The 23,797-nt window shown below is 60.9% G+C and carries 20 protein-coding genes; 6 read left to right on the plus strand and 14 right to left on the minus strand.

What is annotated here, in order from left to right; translation table 11 throughout:
- Window positions 1–45: 45 nt before the first annotated feature.
- From ACPPVP_RS19790 to ACPPVP_RS19805, 4 genes are all read left to right on the plus strand, one after another.
- Window positions 46–1,170, plus strand: a complete 1,125-nt coding sequence (locus ACPPVP_RS19790) for an efflux RND transporter periplasmic adaptor subunit (protein ID WP_426537955.1) — start codon at window positions 46–48, stop codon at window positions 1,168–1,170.
- A complete protein-coding gene (locus tag ACPPVP_RS19795; RefSeq protein ID WP_426537242.1) occupies window positions 1,167–4,343 on the plus strand; it encodes an efflux RND transporter permease subunit in 3,177 nt (1,058 codons plus the stop codon). Before ACPPVP_RS19790 ends, ACPPVP_RS19795 begins: the two co-directional genes overlap by 4 nt.
- A gap of 70 nt (window positions 4,344–4,413) precedes the next feature.
- Complete coding sequence (locus ACPPVP_RS19800; RefSeq protein WP_426537244.1) at window positions 4,414–4,857, plus strand: DUF983 domain-containing protein; 444 nt, start codon at window positions 4,414–4,416, stop codon at window positions 4,855–4,857.
- A 14-nt stretch (window positions 4,858–4,871) separates the two neighbouring features.
- Window positions 4,872–6,578 (plus strand): glutamine--tRNA ligase/YqeY domain fusion protein, encoded by a 1,707-nt coding sequence (locus tag ACPPVP_RS19805; protein ID WP_426537246.1) that lies wholly within the window; start codon window positions 4,872–4,874, stop codon window positions 6,576–6,578.
- 243 nt (window positions 6,579–6,821) lie between these two features.
- Here ACPPVP_RS19805 and ACPPVP_RS19810 read toward each other — a convergent pair whose 3' ends face one another.
- The 8 genes from ACPPVP_RS19810 to ACPPVP_RS19845 all read right to left on the minus strand — a co-directional run bounded on the left by ACPPVP_RS19810 (window position 6,822) and on the right by ACPPVP_RS19845 (window position 13,755).
- Entirely contained in the window at window positions 6,822–7,355 is a 534-nt protein-coding gene (locus tag ACPPVP_RS19810) for a hypothetical protein (protein WP_426537248.1), read from the minus strand.
- Between the two features lie 52 nt (window positions 7,356–7,407).
- A complete protein-coding gene (locus tag ACPPVP_RS19815; RefSeq protein WP_426537250.1) occupies window positions 7,408–7,941 on the minus strand; it encodes a DUF1993 domain-containing protein in 534 nt (177 codons plus the stop codon).
- A gap of 178 nt (window positions 7,942–8,119) precedes the next feature.
- On the minus strand, window positions 8,120–8,689 hold the full coding sequence (locus ACPPVP_RS19820) for a cytochrome P460 family protein (protein WP_426537252.1): 570 nt from the start codon (window positions 8,687–8,689) through the stop codon (window positions 8,120–8,122).
- A gap of 303 nt (window positions 8,690–8,992) precedes the next feature.
- Window positions 8,993–9,910: an NADP-dependent oxidoreductase gene (locus ACPPVP_RS19825; protein ID WP_426537254.1), complete on the minus strand. Its 918-nt coding sequence runs from the start codon at window positions 9,908–9,910 to the stop codon at window positions 8,993–8,995.
- A gap of 178 nt (window positions 9,911–10,088) precedes the next feature.
- Window positions 10,089–11,006, minus strand: coding sequence for an NADP-dependent oxidoreductase (locus ACPPVP_RS19830; protein WP_426537256.1), 918 nt, complete (start codon window positions 11,004–11,006; stop codon window positions 10,089–10,091).
- A 343-nt stretch (window positions 11,007–11,349) separates the two neighbouring features.
- A complete protein-coding gene (locus ACPPVP_RS19835) occupies window positions 11,350–11,859 on the minus strand; it encodes a carboxymuconolactone decarboxylase family protein (protein WP_426537258.1) in 510 nt (169 codons plus the stop codon).
- 572 nt (window positions 11,860–12,431) lie between these two features.
- On the minus strand, window positions 12,432–13,085 hold the full coding sequence (locus ACPPVP_RS19840; RefSeq protein WP_426537260.1) for a ferritin-like domain-containing protein: 654 nt from the start codon (window positions 13,083–13,085) through the stop codon (window positions 12,432–12,434).
- Between the two features lie 10 nt (window positions 13,086–13,095).
- Window positions 13,096–13,755 (minus strand): ferritin-like domain-containing protein, encoded by a 660-nt coding sequence (locus ACPPVP_RS19845; RefSeq protein WP_426537262.1) that lies wholly within the window; start codon window positions 13,753–13,755, stop codon window positions 13,096–13,098.
- Window positions 13,756–14,347: 592 nt separating this feature from the next.
- On the opposite strand from ACPPVP_RS19845, the gene ACPPVP_RS19850 reads away from it, so the two are divergent.
- Window positions 14,348–15,697: an IS701 family transposase gene (locus tag ACPPVP_RS19850; RefSeq protein ID WP_426537264.1), complete on the plus strand. Its 1,350-nt coding sequence runs from the start codon at window positions 14,348–14,350 to the stop codon at window positions 15,695–15,697.
- Between the two features lie 39 nt (window positions 15,698–15,736).
- Here the strand turns inward: ACPPVP_RS19850 and ACPPVP_RS19855 are convergent, their stop codons facing one another.
- The 6 genes from ACPPVP_RS19855 to ACPPVP_RS19880 all read right to left on the minus strand — a co-directional run bounded on the left by ACPPVP_RS19855 (window position 15,737) and on the right by ACPPVP_RS19880 (window position 21,822).
- On the minus strand, window positions 15,737–16,390 hold the full coding sequence (locus ACPPVP_RS19855) for a nitroreductase family protein (RefSeq protein WP_426537266.1): 654 nt from the start codon (window positions 16,388–16,390) through the stop codon (window positions 15,737–15,739).
- A gap of 710 nt (window positions 16,391–17,100) precedes the next feature.
- Window positions 17,101–17,478 (minus strand): c-type cytochrome, encoded by a 378-nt coding sequence (locus tag ACPPVP_RS19860; protein ID WP_426537268.1) that lies wholly within the window; start codon window positions 17,476–17,478, stop codon window positions 17,101–17,103.
- Between the two features lie 26 nt (window positions 17,479–17,504).
- Window positions 17,505–19,265: a GMC family oxidoreductase gene (locus ACPPVP_RS19865; RefSeq protein WP_426537270.1), complete on the minus strand. Its 1,761-nt coding sequence runs from the start codon at window positions 19,263–19,265 to the stop codon at window positions 17,505–17,507.
- An 11-nt stretch (window positions 19,266–19,276) separates the two neighbouring features.
- Window positions 19,277–20,059, minus strand: coding sequence for a gluconate 2-dehydrogenase subunit 3 family protein (locus ACPPVP_RS19870; RefSeq protein WP_426537272.1), 783 nt, complete (start codon window positions 20,057–20,059; stop codon window positions 19,277–19,279).
- Window positions 20,060–21,049: 990 nt separating this feature from the next.
- The gene (locus tag ACPPVP_RS19875; protein ID WP_426537274.1) at window positions 21,050–21,427 is read right to left on the minus strand and encodes an ATP-binding protein; all 378 of its coding nucleotides are present in this window, start codon (window positions 21,425–21,427) and stop codon (window positions 21,050–21,052) included.
- Window positions 21,415–21,822, minus strand: a complete 408-nt coding sequence (locus tag ACPPVP_RS19880) for a hypothetical protein (RefSeq protein WP_426537276.1) — start codon at window positions 21,820–21,822, stop codon at window positions 21,415–21,417. The genes ACPPVP_RS19875 and ACPPVP_RS19880 overlap by 13 nt, the downstream gene beginning before the upstream one ends.
- Before the next feature lie 486 nt (window positions 21,823–22,308).
- Here ACPPVP_RS19880 and ACPPVP_RS19885 point away from each other — a divergent pair, with 486 nt between their 5' ends.
- On the plus strand, window positions 22,309–23,583 hold the full coding sequence (locus ACPPVP_RS19885; RefSeq protein WP_426537278.1) for a helix-turn-helix domain-containing protein: 1,275 nt from the start codon (window positions 22,309–22,311) through the stop codon (window positions 23,581–23,583).
- Window positions 23,584–23,797: the final 214 nt, after the last annotated feature.

Raw genomic sequence — 23,797 nt, forward strand, 5'->3', positions numbered from 1 at the left:
GATCGCGGTTCGTTTCGCCGCCTTGCACGATGGGGCGGTGCACCGATCGGTCTGCTGTTAGCGCTCGCGCTCGCTGGCTGCGACGAGAAGGCGCAATCGCAGGTGGCCGCGCCTCCGCCGCCGCCGGTGACGGTGGCACAACCTGTCAAACGGATCGTCACCGACTGGGACGAGTTCACCGGCCGCTTCGAGGCGATCCAGGAGGTTCAGGTCCGTGCCCGCGTCGGCGGCTTCGTCAATAGTGTAGAGTTCAAGGATGGTGCGATCGTCCGTACTGGCGATCTGCTCTACATCATCGATCCGCGCCCGTTCGAGGCGGTCGTGCTACAAGCCGAAGGGCAGCTCGCCGACGCACGCGCCAAGGGGGAGCTCGCCAAGCGCGATCTCGAGCGCGGCCTGACCCTCGTGCAGACCAGCGCAGTCTCCGAACAAGTCGTCGATCAGCGCCGTCAGGCGCTGCAGGCGGCGCGTGCCGCCGAAACTCAGGCTGAAGGCGCGCTGAAGGCCGCACAGCTCAATGTCGAATTCACCCATGTGGTGGCCCCGATCACCGGCCGCGTCAGCCGCCATCTGGTCACCCCGGGCAATCTCGTGCAGGGCAGCGAGGGCGGCGCGACGCTATTGACCTCGATCGTATCGCTCGATCCGATCTACATCTATTTCGACGTGGACGAGGCGACATACCTGAAGAACAACAAGCTGTGGTTCGAGGGCAAGCGGCCGAGCTCGCGCGACACGGCGAATCCGGTGCAGGTGGCGCTGACCGGCGAAACCAAGCCGTCGCATGAGGGCCATATGGACTTCATCGACAACCGGCTCGACGTTTCCACCGGCACGCTGCGCAGTCGTGCCGTGATCCCGAACCATGACCTATCGATTCTGCCGGGCCAGTTCGGTCGCGTGCGGCTGATCGGCTCTTCGCCCTACGAGGCGCTGCTATTGCCGGATACCGCGATCGCGACTGACCAGTCGCGCAAGATCGTGTTCGTGGTGAAAGACGACAACATGGTGGAGGCGAGGGCAGTGGTGCTCGGTCCGCTCGACGAGGGCCTGCGCGTGATCCACGAAGGCCTCAAGCCGGAGGATCACGTGATCGTCGACGGCATCCAGCGCGCTCGCGTCGGCGCCAGGGTCAACCCGCACAAGGCCGAGATCGGCGGCAATTCATGAATCTCGGGCGTCTTTCCGTCAACCAGCCGATTCTGGCGATGGTGCTGTCGATCGTACTGCTGATCGTGGGCACGCTCGCCTATCAGACGCTGCCGATCGCCGAATATCCGCAAGTGGTGCCGCCGACGGTGGTGGTCACCGCGCAATATCCGGGCGCCACCGCGCAGACCGTTTCCGATACGGTCGCCGCCCCGATCGAACAAGAGATCAATGGCGTCGACGACATGCTGTATCTTTACAGCCAGGCCACCTCGAACGGCCAGCTCACCATCACCGTCACGTTCAAGCTCGGCACCGATCTCGACAAGGCGCAGGTGCTGGTGCAGAACCGCGTCGCGATCGCGCAGCCGCAATTGCCGGAGGAGGTGCAGCGCAACGGCGTCGTCACCAAGAAGGACTCGCCCGATATTCTGATGGTCGTCTTCATGCTGTCGCCGGACGATACCCTCGATCAGCTCTACATCTCCAACTATGCGTTGCTGCAGGTGCGCGACCAGTTGCTGCGGCTTGACGGCATCGGCGACATCCAGATCTTCGGCGCGCGCGATTATTCGATGCGGCTGTGGCTCGATCCCGACAAAATCGCCAATCTCGGCCTGACCTCGAGCGACGTGGTTGCGGCGATCCGCGCCCAGAACCTGCAGATCACGGGCGGCCAGCTTGCGAGCCCACCGATTGCCGACCGCGCCTTCCAGCCAAACCTCACCTTCGTTGGCCGGCTGAAAGATCCATCCCAATTCGAGGACATCGTCGTCAAATCGGGCCAGGACGGCCGCATCGTTCGCCTTCGCGACGTGGCGCGGATCGAGCTCGGCGCGCTCGACTATTCCACTAACAGCTTCCTGTTCCGTAAGTCAGCGGTGGCGTTGCGGGTGACGCAGCGGCCAGGATCGAACGCGCTTGCGACCGCTAAGGGCATCAAGGACACGATGGAGAAGCTGAAGGCCAGCTTCCCCAAGGGGCTCGACTACAATATCGGCTACAACCCGACCGAGTTCATCCGGCAGTCCATCAGCGAGCTGATCAAGACGATCTATGAAGCGATGGCACTGGTTGTCGTCGTGGTGCTGGTGTTCCTGCAGGGCTGGCGTCCGGCGATCATCCCGATCGTGGCGATCCCAGTGTCGCTGGTTGGTACCTTTGCGGCCATGGCAGCCCTCGGCTACGGCATCAACAATCTCACGCTGTTCGGCCTCGTGCTCGCGGTGGGCGTCGTGGTCGACGACGCCATTGTCGTGGTCGAAAATGTCGAGCGGCATCTCGCGCGCGGCCTGAGCCGGCGCGATGCCGCGCTGAAGACCATGGAGGAAGTCGGCGGCGCGCTGGTGTCGATTGCGCTGGTGCTGTGCGCAGTCTTCGTGCCGACCGCGTTTCTAGGTGGCATTACCGGGCAATTCTTCCAGCAGTTCGCGGTCACCATCGCGGTCGCGACAGCTATCTCCTGCTTCTGTTCGCTGACCCTGTCGCCGGCACTGGCTTCGCAGATCCTCCTTCCGCGCGAGGAGAAGCGGCCGCCGGCCGCTTGGAATTTGATCGCGCGCGGCTGGGAATGGTTCACCAGGCGGTTCAACCGCGGCTTTGACTGGCTGTCGCATTTTTATGCTGACGTGGCAGGCTTCGTGATCCGACATCGCGTTGTGATGCTGCTCGTCTATGTGGTCCTGATCGGCAGCGCCGGTTGGCTGCTTGGCAGCACGCCTCAGGGCTACATTCCGGCACAGGATCGAGGCTACGTGATCATATCCGCGCAACTGCCGGGCGCGGCCTCGCTGGCGCGGACCACAGAGATCGTTCGCCGGATCGAGAGCATCGCGCTCGATACGCCCGGAATTTCGCATATCGCGGTCTTTGCAGGTCTGTCGGGAGCGACCCGCACACAGGCAAGCAACTCGGCGGCGCTGTTTCCAGTGTTCGAAGAACCGGAGGTGCGCCTCAAGAAGGGGCTGAACGCGCGGGTTATCACGGCGGATCTGCGCAAGCGGCTGTCGGCCATTGAAGGTGCGTTCATCATCGTGATCCCGCCACCACCGATCCCCGGCATCGGCACCGGCGGCGGCTTCACCATGCGCATCCAGGACCGGCAAGGCCGTGGTCCGAAGCTGCTGGCGGCCGCGACTGACGAACTCGTCGTAGCGGCGCGCAAGTCGCCGCTGCTCCTCGCCCCCACTGTGTTCTCGCCGTTCTCGGCGAACACGCCGCAGGTCTTCGTCGACATCGATCAGGTCAAGGCGCAGAAGCTCGGCGTTCCCATCCAGAACATTACCGACACGATCCAGACCTATTTCGGCTCGACCTATGTCAACGACTTCAACCTGTTCGGCCGCACCTATCACGTCACCGCGCAGGCCGACCTGCCGTTCCGGAAGGAGCGTCCTGATCTTGCGCGGCTGCGGACCCGCAACGCCAATGCCGACACGGTGATGCTCGGCAGCGTCATAGATTTTAAGGACGTCGCGGGTCCCGATCGCGTCGCCCGCTACAATCTCTATCCGGCGGCCGAGCTGCAGGGCGAAGGCTTGCCGGGGACAAGTTCCGCGACCGTGATCGCCGCTATGAAGAAGCTCGCCGAGAATACATTGCCGAGTGGCTTTTCCTTCGAATGGACCGACCTGTCCTATCAGCAGGTCACCGGCGGCAACACCGGCTTGTTCGTGTTCCCGATCTGCGTGCTGTTCGTCTATCTGGTTCTGGCCGCGCAATACGGGAGTTGGAGCTTGCCGTTTTCCGTCATCCTGATCGTGCCGATGTGCTTGCTTGCCGCCACTATCGGCGTGCGCATCACGGGTCAGGACGTCAACATCCTCACCCAGATCGGCTTCATTGTGCTGGTGGGATTGGCGGCCAAGAACGCGATCCTGATCGTCGAGTTCGCGCGGGACATCGAGCTTGAGGGTAAACCGCGCCTGGAGGCGGTGATCGAGGCTTGCCGCCTGCGACTGCGGCCGATCCTGATGACCTCGTTCGCCTTCATCCTCGGCGTGCTGCCGCTCGTGATCTCCACGGGCTCCGGATCGGAAATACGCCAGGCGGTCGGCGTCGCCGTGTTCTTCGGTATGCTCGGCGTCACGCTGTTTGGGCTGATCTTCACGCCGATCTTCTACATGGTGGTGCGCAATCTCGCGGAAGGCAAGAACGAGGGCAAGCCGACCCAGACGGCGGTCGCGGCGGAGTGAGTTGCGGTGACGCCGATGCGCGATGAAGCCGGAACAACTCATGCTGCCGTGTGAGGCAGGAGGACGGGCGATGGCCACGACGGTTGAAGGCAATGTTGGAAGTCACGACAATGACTGGACGTCTGCAGAGACTGCCGACGGGCGCAACGTTGGCCTCTCCCTCTGGAGGGGCATTCGAGGAAGGTGCCCGCGCTGCGGGCGGGGTCGCCTGTTTTGTGCGTTTCTCAAGGTCGGCGACCACTGCTCTGTCTGTCGTCTCGATTTCACTTGCCACCGAGCCGACGACCTGCCGGCCTACTTAGTGATCGTCATCGTCGGACACGTCTTGGTCCCGGTAATTCTCTGGATTGAGGTGGACTATGCACCGTCGCTGGCGTTTCAGCTTGGCGCCTACCTTCCGATTACGGCCTTGGCCTCGATAGCTCTCCTGCAGCCGGTCAAGGGCGCCGTCGTGGCGCTGCAATGGGCGCTCAGGATGCACGGCTTCGGCGCGCACCCGCCCGACGAACTCTAGGCTTGAGGCGGAAGGTGCCTCAACAGAACGAGGTCGGAAAAGCGGGCGCGAGCGCCAGCAATTTCATTCGCAGCATCATAGCGTCTGACGTCGAGACCGGCCGCACACGTGCCTTGGTCACGCGCTTTCCACCCGAACCGAACGGCTTCCTCCACTTGGGGCATGCGAAGTCGATCGTGCTGAATTACGAGCTTGCGAAGGAATTCGGCGGCCGCTGCAATTTGCGGCTTGACGATACAAACCCGGCAAAGGAAAGGGTGGAGTACATCGACGCGATCAAGCGCGACGTCCAGTGGCTCGGATTCGATTGGTCGCAGGACCTCCACTTCGCCTCCGACTACTTCGAGCAGCTCTACGCCTGGGCCTGCGATCTCGTCCGCATCGGAAAAGCATACGTGGATGACCAGTCCGCCCACGATATTAGAGAGGGCAGGGGGACATTGACGAACTCTGGCCGGAACAGCCCGTTCCGCGACCGCAGCGTGAAGGAAAACGCCAAGCTGTTCGCGCGGATGCGCGCAGGCGAGTTCAGGAACGGCGAGCGGGTGCTCCGCGCGAAAATCGACATGGCGTCAGCAAACCTCAACCTGCGCGACCCCGTCATCTACCGTATTCTCAACGCCAGCCATCCGCGCACCGGCACGGCCTGGCACATCTACCCGAACTATGACTTCGCGCACGGCCAGTGCGACGCCATCGAAGGGGTGAGCCACTCGCTCTGCACCCTCGAGTTCGAGGGTCACCGACCTCTTTACGACTGGTTCCTCGACAACCTGCCGGTGCCATCGCGACCCCGGCAGTATGAGTTCGCTCGCCTGGGTATTACGTATACCGTCCTCTCGAAACGCGCGCTGACGGAGCTAGTGCGCGACGGCCACGTGGCGGGCTGGGACGACCCGAGGATGCCGACGCTTGCGGGCATGCGCCGACGCGGCGTGCCGCCCGAAGCGGTGCGTCGCTTCATACGCGGCGTCGGAGTTTCGAAGGCCAACAGCACGGTCGACGACGGTGTCCTGGACGCAGCGATCCGGGACGTCCTGAATGAGCGGGCTCCCCGACGACTGGCGGTGCTCAAGCCGCTCAAAGTGACAATCGAGAACTACTATGAGGGCCGGATAGAGGAGTTCGAAGCGCCAAACCACCCGGCGGACCCGGCCTTCGGGACGAGAGTCGTCCGGTTCTCCCGCGAGGTGTACATCGAGCAAGACGACTTCCACGAGGCGCCACCACAGGGTTTCCGGCGCCTCGCGCCGGGCCGCGCGGTGAGGCTCCGCTACGCCTACCTCGTCACTTGCCATGATGTCGTGAAGGACGCCGCAGGCCGTGTGGTCGAGCTGCGCTGCGTCTACGACCCCGACAGCAGGGGTGGCGCCGGCGCCGGGGGGCGAAAAGTCGGGGCGACAATCCACTGGGTCAGCGCGGTGGATGCGTTGCCGGCAGAGGTCAGGCTCTACGGCCGGCTCTTCTCAGCAGCAAGTCCGAGCCCGACGGACCTAGGAGCCGACCTCGACCCACATTCCATGCAAACCCTAAGCGGCTGCCTCGTCGAGCGGGCAACCGCCTCTGATCCCCATGGCCAGGCATTGCAGTTTGAGCGCCAAGGCTACTTCACACACGACGACGATTCCCGCCCAGAAAGGCTGGTCTTCAATCGAACCGCCTCGTTGCGCGAGAGCCCGGAAAAGCCGCCGACAGGGCACCTCGACCTTCTCAGCAAATGAGACGTGTTGCAGAGTATCCTTTCATGGCCGGAGTTCACTCACTGGATCGGCGAGCCGGCCGGCTTCATTTTGTTGGGCTTAGAGATCGTCACCACGACGCTCCCCGGCTCGAAGTCGACGGCGTCGCCAGCGCGGAGGCCAGCCGCACTTCATCCGGCCGAACTAGCGGTTGCTGTCTGTCCCTGCGTTCCAGCATCCGCGGACCGCCGGGGGCAGAAGAACTGATTTGCCCGAGGCTCGTTGCTAGGCTGACAGCGATGCGAAGACGTCGGCTCCGCAGTGCCGGCGCATAATAGCGGTGGCGGCCTCGAACTGCTTTGCACTGGCGGGGTGGACGATTAATACAATGCCACCATTGAGGATCTGGTTCTCGGCCCACTCGTGCACGTGGCCCTCGTGTCGCTTCCCGAACAAAGCTGCCAGCCCGCCCACACTGCCGCCGGAAGCCAACCCCGCCAGCAGAGCCGGTGCGGCTGCTCCGCCAGTCGCCGCTAGGACAGCGCCGGCTCCAGCGAACGACGCGACAGTGGCCACAAGCGAAGTCGTAAGTGTGCGAACCTGCTGCCGGTCGTCACTCAAGCTGATCTCGACGCGGGGCAGCTGCTTGATGTCGCAACCGACGGCGCCGGCGCAGGACGCTGCAATATCCTCCTGCGCCAGGACGCTTATGCGAGCGCGGTCGATCCCCGCAGCTCCCAACTCGCTTACGACAGCCTCGAATTCAACTTCGCTTTGCAGCGCACCAATGACCTCTCGCAACTCGCTCTCTAGCGTCATCTTATAAACCTGCCTTCCCATCTCGGCCCATGCCGCGCACCGCGACCGCCTCTCACGAGTAGTCGCCGCCGCTCTGCTGAGTGAGGTTGCCGAGGTAGTCACGCTTCCCGATCTTCGCTCCGAGGTGCCGGAGGATCGCGTGCGCAATCGAGACGTGAAAGAAGAAGTCGGGCAGAACCAGGTGCCGGATGTAGTCGTCGCCGCCAAACCATCCGCGCACGATAGGCGGCGTCAATTCGTACGTGTGGGACTGCGCGCTAGCAATCTTGTCCGGCTGCACGTTTTGCAGAAAACAGCGAGTCTCAAGGAGCCGTTCCTTCAACGCTGGATACATCATCGGAGTGTTGCGGGGTGCCGGCGGATCGTGTTGCATCAACCTCGCCATGTGCGCCTCGACCTTGTTGCAGGTTACTGAGAACTGTTCTCCGAAAGTAAGCATGTCGGGCGCGAGCCGCTCATTAAGGATTCTCCCAGGCTCAAACGTCTTGGACCGTTCGAGCGCTTGGGCGTCGTCGAGATAGTCGTCCATCACGTTCAACCCATGTAGCATGACAGGAACAGTGATGTCATAGACCGAGAGGGGCACGCTGACCTCCATGCGCTCGTTTGTAGTCTGAACGTCGGTCAGACTCGATAGGTCGATAACCGAAACGTATGGTCACAATAACTCCTTCGATCTCACGGCTTGCCACACCAGCTTGCCGGACTCGACAGTTGCTCCCGCGAAACAGCAGCAAGAGGAGAGCGCCTAAGCATGCGGCCGCCTAGTGATGCAGTACGGGATATCCGTTAACGTAAATCCAGTCAGTGGCCTTCGCGGGCACGTGGCACCCCTGGCAATCGGTGTGGTAGTCGGTAGAGGTGGTCTTGAGCGGCTTGTCCGCGTCGAACCACGACCATCCCCACCCGTCGCCCCACAAGGGGTTGCCGGGGTGCGTTCCCTTGCTGTCTTTCACCATGACGAACCAACCCTTGAGCTTGTCGGCGTGGCTTACTGTACCGGTGGTCATCTCGTTCGTTGAGGTCGCGAAGACTTCTTTCACCAGGACGGCGCCGTCCGGGAACTGCCCCGTCTTCCGGTAGGCGTCGATCGCTCCCGGAGATGCGTAGACGGCGTGCATTTCCTTCGAGCCTTGGCCGCCGTCGGCGGCAATCGCCCAACTCCCGAGCGCTTGGTAGAGGGTTCGGTAGTCTGCCGGCACGCGCAGGTGCCCGACGGCGTCCACCGCGTTCGCGGTCGGATCGGCCGGAGCAGCCGCTCCGCCAAGCGCCGCCACGGTGCCGGCAACCAGCGAGACGGCGACAGCCAGTCCGACAGTCCTCGATAATTTCATGGTGGCCTCCCTTATTGCCCGAGCGCGGCACGGCGGCTCGGCGCAATGGCTTCAATCAATGTCGAGGCGGCCGCGTGTTCGGCCGTCCCAGTGGTGACCTCAGGATCGGACGAAGCCGGCGAAATTAGAAATTCCGAGTTGACATGCATTCGATAAGCGTGAGCTATCGTGTGAGTGCAAACAACTCAGCACACCGGTTCGGCGTGATGCCGTGCATGTCTCTCCGTGGCTGGGCTGATAGGACGCAGCCAGCCGCCCTGGACCGCAATCGTCTGGCTGCACGGATCAATGGGCGCGTGTCGGTCACGGACGAACGCGAATGACCGTCTTTCCCGCGCGTCGCTCGGTGGCGTTGAGGGTGGCGACGGCATCGTCGAGGGCCGAGACGTTGCCAATGTTCGTCCGCAGTCGTCCGTCACGCACCCGCTGGACGATCTCACTCAGTTGGGCACGATCGGACTCGACAACGAAATCGACCGCTAGGCCATCGGCAGGCTGCGCCTCGGGCGGCCCGACGATGGACACCAGTGCTCCTCCAGTTCGAACAAGGCCTGCGGACCGCTTCTGGATGTCGCCGCCGATGACATCGAACACCAGATCGACGCCGCCGACGTCTTCCAGCGCGTCGTTGTCGAGGTCGACGAACTCCTGCGCGCCGAAGTCGAGCGCTTTCTGACGGTCGGCCGCGCGTCCGGTGCCGATGACATACGCGCCAGCCTCGCGCGCTAATTGCGTCACCATCGTCCCGACTGCGCCTGCCGCGCCGTGCGCGAGGACGCTCTGCCCCGCCTGAAGACGGCCATGCTGGAACAGTCCCTGCCACGCGGTGAGGGCCGAGATTGGCAGGCTCGCGCCCACCGTGAAGTCGACGTCACCTGGCAGCGGCGCGAGGTTGCGTCCTTCGATGGCCACATACTCGGCCAGCGTGCCATCGCGGTACCAGTCCGCGAGACCGAACACGCGCTGTCCCACCGACAGACCCGTCGTGCCATAGCCGAGAGCGATGACCACTCCGGCCAGCTCGTGCCCGGGGATCGACGGTGTTCGGCCGCGGTCGAGGCGATCGGTCCAGGTCGGGGGCCACGTCAGCTCAGTCGGGACGAATCCCGACGCGTGAACCTGAACGACGACGTCATTTATCGCTGCCTGCGGCTCGGGCCGCTCCACCAGCTTCATCCCGGCCGTTCCGGCAGCCTGGTCCGTCACCACGATCGCCTTCATGATAATTTTCTCCTCGGTCATTTGTCACTTTGGTGGAAATGCTGCAGGTATGGAAAGTCCGTTCGACTATTGCGGGACCACGGGTAATTTTCGGGTTGCCCTCGGCGGGGCTGATGGGACGCAGCCGGCCGATCTGGACAGCGCCGGCCGTCCGCGTGCATCGATGGGCGCGAGTTGCTCACGGACGAACGCGAATGATCGTCTTTCCGCTGATCCGCTCGGTCGGATTGAAAGCGGCGACGGCATCGTCGAGGGTCGAGACGTTGCCGATGTTCGTCCGCAGTCGTCCGTCACGCACCCGCTGGACGATCTCACCCAGTTGGGCGCGATCGGACACGAGCACAAAGTCGATCGTCAGGCCGTCGGCGGGCCGCGCCTCGGTCGGCCCGGCGATGGTCACCAGTGTTCCTCGGGCCCGGATCACGCCTGCGGACCGCTTCTGGATGTCGCCGCCGATGACATCGAACACCAGATCGACACCGCCGACGTCTTCCAGTGCGTCGTTGTCGAGGTCGACGAACTCCTGCGCGCCGAAGTCGAGCGCCTTCTGACGGTCGGCAGCGTGGCCGGTGCCGATGACGTAAGCGCCGAACTCACGTGCGAGCTGCGTCACCATCGAACCGACTGCGCCGGCCGCGCCGTGCACAAGGACGCTCTGCCCCGCCTGAAGACGGCCATGCTCGAACAGTCCCTGCCACGCGGTCAGGCCCGGCATCGCCACGCTCGCTCCCACCGTGAAGTCGACGTCACCCGGCAGCGGCGCGAGGTTGCGTGCCTCGATGGCCACATACTCCGCCAGGGTGCCGCCACGATACGAGTCCGAGAGGCCGAACACGCGCTGTCCCATCGACAGCCCCGTCGTGCCATAGCCGAGGGCGATGACCACTCCGGCCAGCTCTTGCCCGGGGATCGACGGTGTTCGGTCGCGGTCGAGGCGATCGATCCAGGTCGACGGCCACGTCAGCTCACCCGAGGTGAATCCCGACGCATGAACCTGAACGATGACGTCGTTTATCGCTGCCTGCGGCTCGGGCCGCTCCACCAGCTTCATCCCGGCCGTTCCCGCAGCCTGGTCCGTCACTACAATCGCCTTCATCGTCCACCTCCCGATGTGTGGGATGTCGTCATTTTCCGAATTCCTTTGCAGATGAGCGAAAATAGAACGGCGAAAATCGATGGTCCAATGACCTTCGGCCATGGAATCGATGCCACCGACTCGGCGTTCAAAAATCGACGGTGCGGAACAAACATCTGCTTCTCACACCGAAGGGCCGGCTATCACAATGATGATCTACCGCTCGTCACCCTTGGCTTGGAAAAATCTCCACGGAGTTGGCGTTACGCTCGCATCACGCGACGCCTCGCAGGCACCCTCGGAGAAGGTCGATGCGACCGGATAGAGTTCAGATCGAGCCAGTCCGTGTAACGGGGGGAAAGTCCTACTCGGGATCGAACACGTTACTGAAAAAATTCGTCAAGGAGTACATAGCCACCAGCCCGACGATCTCCATGACGTTCGCATCCGTGTAGCCTGCATCGCGAACGGCTTTCAGATCGGCGTCACTGACCTTGCCGCGGGTCTCGATGACTTTGCGCCCAAACTGAACGGCGGCGTCCCGCTTCGGGTCGCTGGCATGGCCCTGCCGAGCGAGAATGATTTCATCGACCGCTAGCTTGGCCATATGCTCGGCAGTAAAGCTGGGTATCCTCAGGCAATAGTTGCAGCCATTCACTTCGGAGACAGCGAGGCCGATCCTGTCACGCGTCTTCACGTCGAGCGCCTTGCTCAAGGAGCCGAGCAGGGCGGCCCACGCGTTGAACGCGATCGGGCTCTGTGCGAAGGTCGCCATCATATTTGGGATGAACCCGATGTTTTCGGTGAACGCATCGAGTGTCGGTTTGCAATCGGCCGGCACTTGTTCCGGCTTTAGAGCTGCGCTTCTTGGCATCGTGGTCTTCCGTAAGTTAACTTTACTGGGGCGTGTACTCATAAAAATCGACTGAAAACCCAGTGGTCGCGATACCCAACGTCCGCTGTTGGGTAAAGCGGACCTCGAAGGGCCGGGGCTGGCATGTCCGTAATGACCCTGGCGGTGTGTACACGACCAAGACCCAGGCTGTGTGAAGACCCGGTCGATGCTATGATTCTCTTGCTGAATCGGCGGCTTCATTCAAAATAAAGCACCCGGTCATGTCTTTGACGTAGTTGCCTCGTGCACTCACCGATTGACCTCGTGCTGATGACCACAGGCGCTGCAGCAACTGGCATAAAGAATGCCTTCGCAGGAACGCACCAGCGAAATAGAGCCTCTGTTTCCAGTGTATTTAAATTGGGCTTGATGACGCGATCATAAGGTTCGCACGCGTGAGTGAGACACCCGGGGCGCCGCCAGAAAGGCGGCGCCCCAAATGTTTGGGTGATCTTGGTACTTCGCCCATTGTTCCCGCCATGCCGGATTAGAATCTAGAGGCGTGATACCGGCCTGCTCGTCTCGGTCGACGTTTGGCTACGAAGATCACCTCAAGCGAAGAAGGGCTTGACTGCCTCCAATACTTCGTTCTTGCTCATGGCCTTATCGAATGCCCCGTCTGAACCCGGCTTACCCACCAGCACGCGCACCGACCCGGCATGACGAGCTTCTACCGAATGAATTTGAAGCGCGGTCTGTAGAACGGGCGTTCTGGCGAGATTCGTAATCTGTCCCTTGAAGGCCGCGACGCCAGTATCTTCGATGGTGGATGATAGTGTCGAGAACGTCTTAAAATTAGTAAACACGTCGGCATACTTTCCGCCGGCACTGAAATCGAACTTCGGCGGTTTGACCGCTGCATTTCCCAATACGCCGCTGAGCAGCGCCACATGCCCGGCTTCATGCTCACCGATTTCGCGGAAGAGGCCGCGGTATTTTTCAGGAATAAGGCCATCCGCCCCATTCGCGGTCTTGTAGAACGCTGCCTCGAAGTGCTCAAGCGTCAGCGCATAGTTGAGAATGTCGACCACTTGCTGTGGAAGCTCGGCGCCGAACGCTTCCGTCGAGGCCACGGCAAGCAGAGTAGAGGCGCTCGCCGTTATCATATGGCTGCGATATTTCGCGAGCGCGTCCCTAGCGCTCAGGTCGATGCGCTTGACTACTTCTGGTTCAAGTTCATTGAGAAGGCTGTTTCGATCGTTCACTGGTCTCTCCTCACTTCAGCGAAGGGGCGGTTAGGGCAGTCTTGATAAATGGTTTCGCCTTCGCGAGCACCGCCGTTGGTGGCATCGTCCCATCAAGCCCTTTCTCACTGACGTGTCCTTTACCGGCGGAGGTTGCGGATGGGCCATGTAGGAGTGCCGCGATCATTGCAGCGTGCCGCGCCTCTACGGATACGATCGTTCCTGCTGCTGCCAAATAGTCCGCGTTACTGAGGAGCGGACCTGCTCCATTGAAGGCGGCTATGCCGAGATTCTCAAAGGAATCGGCTGTAGCAAGGACGCTTGAGCGCTGTTTGAAATCTACCTGCGAAAAATCGACCTCGATTTCCGGGATCGCATGGTCGCCCAGCGCCTTCTTCAGGAAGCTTTTATGTGCTTCTTCGTGATCGCGAATTTCGACAAATGTTTCGGTTTCATTTTTCGTGATCCCGCTGAAGGGATGATCCGTCACTTTTGTGTAAAAGGCAGCCTCTAATTGCTCCAGCGCGTAAGCGTAATTCAGGATGGCAACGTCGCCCTCGCCCAAACTGGTAGCCCATGCCGTCCCAATGCCGAAATTGGGCAGGGCCACGCCGCAAACTAACACGGTGCCCGCGGCTGTACCGCTCCACTTTAAGATCGCACGTCGTGAAAACGTAATGTCGGATTTCATCTCTCGCTCCTTCGGGGTAAACGGTCTTCCAGTCGCTGTAGACCGGCGCCTAAAAGCAGTGTGAGCTAGTTCTCTGGACGGGAGAAGCCAGGACCCGACATCATAATGATTACGTTCAGTTATAATCGGCGCCTTCCCGCATTGACGTGCCGCAGCATCACACGCAGGCACGAGCCGTCGAAGATACCCGAGCGCGCTATGGCACGTAGGTGGCCAAGCGGCCGGCTTGAGTTGTTCGGCAGTGCTGCGGAGGAATTCGCCACTGACGGATTGATCGCCTGATCCCAGCTCAAAACGTCCGACCTTCCGCGTATTTTTACTTTTGAATTGGACGGTCGAAGGGGATCGACAACGTCTCGGATGGGCATGTTGACGCGTGCTGACAAATAGTCTCAGCCACCGCGCTATATGTGATGGCGGTAGTCCGAACGCGGATGCCCTTAACGGACATGCCGACCTGCCCGACGGATGTCTGCTGTCGAGGGTAAGGCCGACATGTGGCAGGACGCGCCATCCGCGGCTTTATGAGTACGCGCCCTAACACTACTTTGGCAGATTTTAAGCGGCACGGGATTCCCAAATCAGTTTTTCTGTGACTCATGGGTGGTCGGCTCTTGGAGGGCTGACCATGGTGGACTGGGAAGACGAGCTCGAACGCTGGCTGAAGCCATTCCTGGATCGGTTGGGTCATAAGACCCGGCAGCGGATGTGTCCGCTTTACGTTGCGGGATTGATCGGTCCTGGTGATCGCAAAAGCGTTCAGCCGATGGCGGAACGCCTTGCAACGGGCAACTACGATCAGTTGCACCATTTCATCGCCGATGGTGTCTGGGACGCAACACCGCTGGAATCGGAACTGCTCAATCAGGCCGACCGGCTTGTCGGCGGCAAGGATGCGGTGCTGGTTATTGACGACACCGCGATGCCGAAGAAGGGCGAGCGCTCAGTTGGTGTCGCGGCTCAATATGCATCGGCTCTTGGCAAAACGGCAAATTGCCAAACGTTGGTGTCGCTGACACTTGCGCGCGGCGAGGTGCCGGTGATGATCGCATTGCGTCTCTTCCTACCCGAGAGCTGGACAAACGACACCCCTCGTTTGAAGCGCGTCGGCGTACCGGTCGAATACCGGACGCCACGATCCAAGCCGGAGATCGCTTTGGCGGAGATTGATCGCGCGATGGCAGCCGGCGTACGCTTCGGTTGTGTGCTGGCGGATGCAGGATACGGCCTCAGCGCGCCGTTTCGACAAGGTCTCACGACACGCGGGCTGGCCTGGGCCGTTGGCATCCCTCGTCACCTCAAGGTGTATCCGGTTGGTGTGCAGCTCATTTGGCCGATTACCAAAGTTCGGGGTCGGCCACGTAAGCGCCACGTGCCAGATATTCTATCGATCGCGGCCGAAGACATGCTGGCCAGCGCCAAGTGGAAAACTGTGAGTTGGCGCAACGGGACCAAAGGCCGGCTGAAAGCCCGATTTGCTGCTATCCGTGTGCGCACCGCCGACGGACCTCCTCAGCGAATATGGGATAAGGGTCAACAGCATCTGCCAGGCGACGAAGCCTGGCTCATCGGCGAGCAACGCGCCTCCGGGGAGAAGAAATACTATCTCGCCAATCTGCCGGCCGCGACAAATCTGCGCACACTAGCCGCCACCATCAAGGCACGATGGATTTGCGAGCAGGCGCATCAGCAGTTGAAAGAGGAGCTCGGGCTCGATCACTTCGAGGGGCGATCATGGCAAGGTCTGCATCGTCACGCGCTGATGACTATGATCGCCTACGCCTTCTTGCAACACCGTCGCCTCGCACAAGCGAGGCGGAAAAAAAAGAATCAACGGACCTCCGCCTCAGCCAAGCTTGCCGGCGGTACGCCACGCCATCGTCGATCTCATTCTGCGACCGCCATCTCAGCGATGCCCATACTGCAGAAGACGAATACGTGAAAAGCCGCAGCAATAAATCTGCCAAAGTAGTGCTAATACTCATACGAGATCCAGAACGTCGGCGAGCGGACGGCGCGGCTTCTGCGCCCAGTTTCCCGGACGCTCCGGCCCCACGGACAACAGCATGACCGGCACTTCGTCCTCAGCCAGTCCGAACTCGCGGTGCACCGCTTCGGCGTCGAAACCGATCATCGGCGTCGAACCCAGGCCCAGCGAACGGGCCGCATAGGTCATCGCCGCCGCGCCGAACGTGCCGGTGCGGACTGCCTCGTCGCGCTGGCGCTGCGGGTACTCCATGTACAGATCGCGTGCGGGGATTTCCCATTCCGGCACCATCTTTGCCGGCATGATGCCCGCTTTCACCAGCGGTGCCAGACGCTCTGGTACTACGCTGGAATCGGCCAACTGGCCGCAGACAATGAAGGTAACGGCTGCTTCGGTGATCGCGGGCTGATCCCAAGCGATCGGACGCAACCGAGCCTTGGCTTCAGGCGTGCGCACAGCGATGAAGCGCCAGTTCTGCAAGTGGAAAGACGTTGGCGCGGTGGTGCCGATACGCACCAGCTCGCGGATTTGGTCGTCGCTCAAGGTGGCGGCAGGGTCGAAGTACTTGGTGGCGCTGCGGCTCAGGATGCATTCGATGACGGCGTTGGTCATGGTGGTTCCGTTGGTCGTGGCGATTCCGTCGGTCATGGTGATTCCTATGGGTGAAGGGATAGCTTGAGGTGCGAGAGTGCTTTCGCTCTCTTTGCTGAGAACGCTGCGGCGATGGGGCCCCCTCGACGTCTCATGCCAGGGGCCATGGGTAGTTTCGCGGAAGCGAAGGCAGAAAGATGCGACCTCGCTTCCACAACTGCTCGGTGAAAGGCGGCGGCTTGACTAGTGACACATCAGCATCCACCACGTTCACGGTCGGACCGGCCGGAGCCGCTTCGCTCATCTACGCGCGCAGCTACGGTGCCGTGACCAGCGAGACGGCAACAGCTGGGCCGACGGTCTTCGGTGATTTCATGGTGGTCTCCTTTGTTACCCGCGTGCGGCACAGTGGCTCGGCGCAATGGCTTCATTCAATGTCGAGGCGGCCGCGTGTTCAGCCGACCCAGTGAGCCTCAGGATCGGACGCGGCGGGCGAAATTGGAAATTCCGTTTGGACATGCATTCGATAAGCGCAGGGTATCGTTGCCCGAAAAGTGCTGTGCGTACGCTCCGTCGGTCAGGGCAGGGAAGCGCATCGCGTAACCGCCGCTGCTCTCGAAGCGCACAGGCAGCACGCTCGTAACGCATGGCGGTGAGGATTTCAGACGGAGAATCACGCAATTCGGACGCCTGCACACTTTGTCGGCGGTATCGATGTTTAGCGTGCGAATGGATGGCGCCTCGCTGACGCCTCGCTCAACGAGCCGTTACTTCAATGTAGCAAGATAGGCAACGAGGTCCGTCCGGTCCGTCGGGTTCTTCAGCCCTGCGTAGGGCATCCTGTTTCCGGGAACCACCTGCTGTGGGGATTCCAGATACGCATCGAGGATCTTCGTATCCCAGACAATGTCGGACTTCTTCATCGCGTTACTATAGCTGAAGCCGGGAACCGTACCCGCCTTCCTGCCGATGATCTCCCCCAGGCCCGGCCCGACGCGATTGGCATTATCCGTCGCATGGCAGGATGCGCAAGCTTTGAAGATGGCTTTTCCGTGCTCGGCGTCCTGTGCGTAGCCGCGATTTGCGGTTGCTCCCGCAACTACGAGCAGCGCGATAAACGCGCGAATCTTTCCCGCGCTTTTCATAGGGGGACGTCCTTTTTAGATCGGGATCAGAGGTGGCGCGGCCGCGCAACATAATCGTTGAGGTCGTCGCCGAGCCGAAGCGCGAGAGCCCCTAGCGGTCCTGTCGGGTTGTAGCCTGCATTGAAGGGGTAGACGGATGCACCGACGACAAACAGGTTTTCTGCATCCCAGTGCTGCAGGTGAGGGGAGACGACGCTCGTCGCAGGGTCGCTTCCCATAATCGTGCCACCAGTGACATGGGTGGTCTGATAGATGCGACTATCGTACGGCTCCTTGCGGGGCGCTGTCGGCGGCGCGATGTCGGCACCTGTCGCTTTGGCGATCTCGTCGATCTTCTTCGACAGAAAGACGGACATCTTGCGCTCGTTCTCGCGAATGTCGAACGTCATCCGCAGAAGCGGTTGACCATAGGCATCGACATAGCTCGGGTCCAGGTCGACATAATTCTCCCGATGCGGATACCAGCTTCCGTGGGCAGATATGGTGAAATTGTGGGCATACCAATCGGCGTTGGCCTTCTTCCAGGTCGAGCCCCATTTCGGGGTTCCGGGCGGCACCGCACGGCTCGTAATCGGCCGTCCATTCGTCACGTTGGCGTAGATGTAGCCCCCTCCAAAGAAGCCAAGACCGCTGTGGTCGAAATTGTCGCCGTTAAATTCGTCGATCACCGTCTGTGAGGCACCGGACGCCAGGAACGGGTTGATCCAGCGATCCTTGAAAAAGACACGCGTGCCAGACATTGTCTGGTGGCAAAAATTCTTGCCGACGACCCCGTGAACAGTGTTCGGATTGTAAGGCGTCCCAATCCCCGCCATCAGCAGAAACTTGGTATTTGACATCGTGAAAGAAGAAAGTACGACGACGTCGGCCGGCTGTTCGTACTCCTCGCCGGTTACGCGATCGATGTAGCGAACGCCCCTCACGCGTTTTGCCCTACGATCATAAAGAATATCGAGAACATGGGTTTGCAGACGCAATTCGAAGCTCTTGCGCTTTCTCAGCATCGGATAGAGCAAAACTTCGGGGCTCGCCTTGGCATTGGCTTCGCAGATGAAGCGCTCGCAATGGCCACAGAACTGGCACTGACCAAGCTGCATGCCATCGGGGTTGGTGTAGGGCTCCGGCGAATTCGCCGCCGGCAAGGGAAAAGGTTTGCAGCCTAGCTTTTTGGTTGCCTCGCTGAAGATCACGCCCGCTTCGGTGATAGGCAGAGGTTTTTGCGGAAACTCGTTCTGCCGTGGTGCCTCGAACGGATTTCCGCCCTCCTGCACCTTGCCACGCAGATTTCCTGCCTTGCCGGCAATGCCGAACAGCTTTTCGAACTGATCGTGATAGGACTCCATCTCGGCATAGCTGACGCCCCAATCCTGGATCGCCATTTCAGCTGGAATGGCCTTCTTTCCATACCGGTTCTCAAGGTGGGTGCGCAAAACAGGGTCAGACTCGCTCCAGCGCCAGGTCTGCCCGTTCCAGTGATTGGCCGCACCGCCCATTCCCTCGCCGGGTTTGAAGGCCTGGAGACGCCGTATCGGCAGCGCCGTTTCGCCGTCATTATGGCGAAGCGTGTAGGTCTGGACGGACCAATCCTGAAAGAGATCACCATGCACGTCCCAGCGCAGTTCGTCGCGCTGTGATGGCAGGCTTGTTGCGGCGGTATGGGTGCGGTCGATTCCACGTTCAAGGACGACGACATCGACGCCCTTGGCCGTCAGCTGGCGAGCAGCCAGCGCCGCTGTGAATCCTCCGCCAACGAAAACGACGGTGCGATGTTTCAAGCGTGTAGCCATGATTTCTTCCCTTAGGCGAAGTCGGCGATAGATTTCGGATCGGCAGCACCCGGGAAGGGCTTGCCACGGAAATCGATCATGTCTTGGGAATGAACTGCAGGGAGACCTGGATAACCAATCGCCTTCCAGAATACTTTGCCGACATTGCCGCCATAGATGGGATCGGCAAAGCAGGCTTGTTCGAATAGCGGATAGACGAGTTCGTTGAACCACGCGGTGAGCTGGACGCGCTCGTCCGTGACCTTGCCGTCGGCAATTTCATGGAGAAATTGGTCAGCGCCACTCTCATCCAATTCACTAAAGGCCTTGCCATTGCGTTTCCGGCAGGCCGCATCCGCGGCGGCGAGTCCCGCCTTGAAAAACTGCTCGGGTGTGAGCGGCAATTGATAACCCAGTTCAGGCTTACCCTCTCGCCAGGGGCCGCGCATATAAAGGCGCGCGCCCTTACCGAAACCACCTGCCAGTTGTCGGTCGATGTAGGCTGCAAGCCCGCAATCGACGCCGCCGGGTGTCAGCGCATCCGCAGGGCACATCACGTTGACCATTACCTCGACGAAGCCGGCTTCGTCCGGGCCGAATGACAGATAGCCAAGCACTGGCGACGGCAACTTGGCAGCGATAGTACTCGCGGAAGCATCCACGGATTGGGAGGGGACCGGTTCGGATGCTTCCGCGAGCGCCGCGGTTCCTGTCAGGAGACTCGGAGCCAGCGAAGCGGCGCCCGTGGCGGCGGCAACGCCGAGAAAGCCTCGACGGTTCGGATGGAAGGTTTTGTCGCTTTGGTCATTGGTCATCGGAGTTGCAGTCCACCTTTTCATCGCGGCATAATCGCGTGATCATCCATGTGCGAGGCGTCCCTCTGTGCCGCGGAAGCGCGGGTCGCCTCATGCGGAGTTCAGTCTGCCTGACACGCGTTCGCGGTCGGGTCGTTCGGAGCAGTTCCGCTGATCTCCGCTAGCGCCGCCACAATGGTGGCGAGCAGGGAGGCGGCAACAGCCAAGCCAACAGTCCTTGTAATTTCATGGGGCTCCTTTGCTGCCCACGCGCGGCGCGGTAACTCGCCACAACGCCTTCAACCAGTGTTTCAATCCCTGTGGAGGCGACCGCGTGTGCTCGGCCGGCCCAGCAGACCCAAAGATCGGACGCAGCCGACGAAATTAGAAATTACCTTTGGTCATGCATTCGATAGGCGTGAAGTATCGTCCAAAAGCGCTGTGCGCGCTTGAATCCCGTCCGTCTTCGATCAGCCATCGAAAAGCGCGCCGTACTCGAGGTGTCGGGCGGCACAGGAAGACATGAAGGGCACTTCGCGATCACCCTTTTTCCATCGCCTCGCAACACGTCAAAAACGCCATGCGCCAGCCGCGATCCGTACCTTTGGCCGGGCAGCTTGCTGTGGAGCAGGACGAGGCGGCTTTTGGTAGGCGACTGCGAGCGCGCCGTCGCCGAATGGCATTTCAAGCCGGCTCATTGCTGGATTGCCCGATTACGGCCGCGGGAAGCGGGGCGAGCTGCGTGTGTCTGGACGACTGGCGACGTATTGTGGATTCGCCGTGCCATCCGCGGACTTTTCCGCTGCGGTGGCGTGCGGCCCGCAGCACTTTGTTTGCGCGCCGTCGCGCTCGGCCAGTGCGATCGGGCACGATTGCGCGTGATCGCATGCCGCGTCAAATATCGTCCCCGTGCTGCAGCGCACGAGCGGAAGACTTGAGCCAACAGACCCTGCTGGAACACTTTCGTCGCACTCTAGAGGCAGAGTGAACTGAAAGGAGTCGCCCCGAGGTTCATTCGCGCCGGCCCACATCCGGGCCGCCGTGCGCCTCGATGATGGAACGACAGACGGTCAAGCCTATGCCGACGCCTCGGACCCTAGTAGAATAGAGGGCCTCGAAGGGTCGGTCCACACTCTTCAGAGCCAATCCCGGACTCGAATCTTGTACTGCCACCAGCGCGCCGTCTGATTCCTCTTTCTCCGTGCAAATCAGCAACTGCCGTGCTTCTTCGCGCATGCTGCTCATTGCCTCCACTGCGTTGATCCTCAAATTGAGGATTACTTGCTGTAGTTGCACCCGATCTGTTTGGACAGGCGGTGAGGGCTCTGCGAAGTGCGTCAGGACTGCTACGCCGTTTTTCGTCACCTCGTCACGCGTCAGCTCGAGCACGTCGCGGATCGCTCCATCTCCACGCGCTCCTTCTTCGGTGGCGCCTCCTTGAGGAGCCCCCGGATCCGGTAGATCACGTCACTGGCCCGATAAGCGTCCCTCACGATGCAATCGAGCGCTTGTCGCACCTCGTCCAGGGCCGGGGGGCGATGATCCAGAAAGTGCCGAGCGGCTTGAGCATTAGTGACAATCGCCGCAATGGACTGTGTTACGTCAGGGACGACCGAGGCTGCGAGCCGTCCTATCGTTGTGATGCGGTCGACGCGCGCCAGATCGACCTGCACCTCGCGCAAGGCTTTGGAGGCAAGCGTCAGGGACTGCGTTCGGAATGGTACGGCATCAAGGGTTTTTTCGGTATTGTCTGGTGGGGCGCCCAAATGTCCAGTGTCGGTCATCGCGTTCTCCTTTGGATGTTCGGAGCGGAGCACAAGACCGCGAAAGGTCTGTCCGCTGGCTGAGCATCCAACAAATGATCTAGCCACTCTTGGAGGAATTTGATCCGGACCGGAGGCCCTTGCTTTTTTACGTGGAATTTTGGCTTGCGGCGCGCCGTCAGGCTCACTGTTCCACAGTCGGAACAATACCGTCGGCTGCCCCTGCGGCGATTGCGAGGGTACTTCGCGTGGTATACCGTGATGCCACTTCGACGATGCTTTCTTTGGGCGTGCGCGGTGTCTATTGGACTTGCGGCGCCGTGTGCCGCGATAGCGCGCTTTGCCACGGGCAGAAGATGGACGGCGCGCCATCGCTACAAACCTGTCCATCGTGAACCAGGTGCGGTGATGGGACTCCCGGAGTGGTCTGCAAGCTCGCTCGACACTTTCGCTGGGCATGTCGAACACGTTTGTTCGGTTGCTCAGGGGGCAGCGCCTCCGCCGGGGGTGGAAGCAGTATCAAGCTCCTGGCAAAGATCAGCAAAAAAATACGGACTTGATCCGGTCGATAGCAGGGCGCCGCGGATCCTCACGCCTGCTGAATTGAAGCATTGTCGCGAACCGCTCGATAAGTTCACCTTTAGTGCTCAAGAGGAGATAAATGAACTATATAAGGTGGTTCGTGAAGCTGGTTATGCCATCTTGCTCTGTGATAGCTCGGGCGTCGTAGTCGCGCATCGCGATGAAGATGCGCGGGCAAGCGAGTTCAAATATTGGGGAACTTGGCTTGGTGGGGTGTGGTCCGAGGAGTTGGAAGGCACAAACGGCATCGGCACCTGCATCATAGAAGAGCGGCCTGTCACGGTCCACAGAAGCCAGCATTTTAGGTCCAGACACATTAACTTGAGCTGCTCTGGTGCGCCGGTCTTCGGGGTTGACGGGCGATTGATAGCAGTGTTGGACGTCTCTGCCGTCGATCCTGAACTCTCGGAACGAGCGCACGCGCTCACTGGTGCGCTCACACTGCGATCGGCCTGCGCGATAGAAGAGCGACTTTTTCGTGAGCACTTCCGTCGAGAGTGGGTCGTCGCGGTAGCGCCGCCGGAGGGAGGCGCTCGAGGCATGCTGTTGGCGATTGACAGCGACCAACGTATCATGGGCGCAAACCGGTTCGCGCGCACATCCCTTATGCTCGATGATCGTGGACTCCGGGCAGGTACCAGCTTGTGGTCGATCTTCGAGCGAAACGTCGACATTTTCCGGCACCGGGACCGGACCGATTTTTCTGTGCGGTTACTCATCGCCGGCAGCAATGAAAATCGGCCCGCGCTTGTCACTCCACCCGATCGCCCTGTGACTGCCTCGAACAATCCAACGAGCCATGACCTGCACACGCGGCCGCGCCTGGGCTCGATTGATGTTTCGACACCGCCGCCAGCGCCGCAAGCATGGGGCGGATTGTCGCCGGGCGCAATGCGTCGGGTGCGGGAATACGTGGAAGTGCATTTGGGCGATACTATCGATCTGTCGATGCTGGCTGGAGTTGCCGGACTATCAGTACATCATTTTGCACGACAGTTTAAGCAATCAGCCGGGTTGACGCCGCATGTCTACCTCACGCAAAAGCGCGTTGAGCGCGCCCAGGAGATGTTGGTTCAGACGGATCTTCCGTTAGCGGAAATTGCGTTCGCCGTGGGCTTTTTCGACCAAGGTCATCTAGCACGTCATTTCCGTCATTTGCTCGGTAAGACCCCTCGAGAGTTTCGATGGTCGCAACACTAGAAGCAAAGAACGTTTGCATTGCCGAAGATTTCGCTGAGGAGATAGGTCTGTCGCATGGCCACCACACCGACCGAAGACGCGGTCAAGGAATCCGATGCGGCCTTCACACCGCGAGAGCGTCCGCGCGACCGCGGTGAGATACGCTGGACGCACCTGAAGCCCCAGCTCTCGAGCAGCCTGGGACCCTTTGAGACCTCGAGTCGTTCAGGTGGTG

It is taken from the genome of Bradyrhizobium sp. McL0615, assembly GCF_049993905.1.
GTDB lineage: Bacteria > Pseudomonadota > Alphaproteobacteria > Rhizobiales > Xanthobacteraceae > Bradyrhizobium.

What these genes read in the sequence shown, in the direction of transcription:
- ACPPVP_RS19795 (WP_426537242.1), top strand. Translation starts at nt 1,167, where the DNA reads ATGAATCTCGGGCGTCTTTCCGTCAACCAGCCGATTCTGGCGATGGTG.
- ACPPVP_RS19800 (WP_426537244.1), top strand. Translation starts at nt 4,414, where the DNA reads ATGGCCACGACGGTTGAAGGCAATGTTGGAAGTCACGACAATGACTGG.
- ACPPVP_RS19810 (WP_426537248.1), bottom strand. Translation starts at nt 7,355, where the DNA reads ATGACGCTAGAGAGCGAGTTGCGAGAGGTCATTGGTGCGCTGCAAAGC.
- ACPPVP_RS19820 (WP_426537252.1), bottom strand. Translation starts at nt 8,689, where the DNA reads ATGAAATTATCGAGGACTGTCGGACTGGCTGTCGCCGTCTCGCTGGTT.
- ACPPVP_RS19825 (WP_426537254.1), bottom strand. Translation starts at nt 9,910, where the DNA reads ATGAAGGCGATCGTGGTGACGGACCAGGCTGCCGGAACGGCCGGGATG.
- ACPPVP_RS19830 (WP_426537256.1), bottom strand. Translation starts at nt 11,006, where the DNA reads ATGAAGGCGATTGTAGTGACGGACCAGGCTGCGGGAACGGCCGGGATG.
- ACPPVP_RS19835 (WP_426537258.1), bottom strand. Translation starts at nt 11,859, where the DNA reads ATGCCAAGAAGCGCAGCTCTAAAGCCGGAACAAGTGCCGGCCGATTGC.
- ACPPVP_RS19845 (WP_426537262.1), bottom strand. Translation starts at nt 13,755, where the DNA reads ATGAAATCCGACATTACGTTTTCACGACGTGCGATCTTAAAGTGGAGC.
- ACPPVP_RS19855 (WP_426537266.1), bottom strand. Translation starts at nt 16,390, where the DNA reads ATGACCGACGGAATCGCCACGACCAACGGAACCACCATGACCAACGCC.
- ACPPVP_RS19860 (WP_426537268.1), bottom strand. Translation starts at nt 17,478, where the DNA reads ATGAAAAGCGCGGGAAAGATTCGCGCGTTTATCGCGCTGCTCGTAGTT.
- ACPPVP_RS19865 (WP_426537270.1), bottom strand. Translation starts at nt 19,265, where the DNA reads ATGGCTACACGCTTGAAACATCGCACCGTCGTTTTCGTTGGCGGAGGA.
- ACPPVP_RS19870 (WP_426537272.1), bottom strand. Translation starts at nt 20,059, where the DNA reads ATGACCAATGACCAAAGCGACAAAACCTTCCATCCGAACCGTCGAGGC.
- ACPPVP_RS19880 (WP_426537276.1), bottom strand. Translation starts at nt 21,822, where the DNA reads ATGACCGACACTGGACATTTGGGCGCCCCACCAGACAATACCGAAAAA.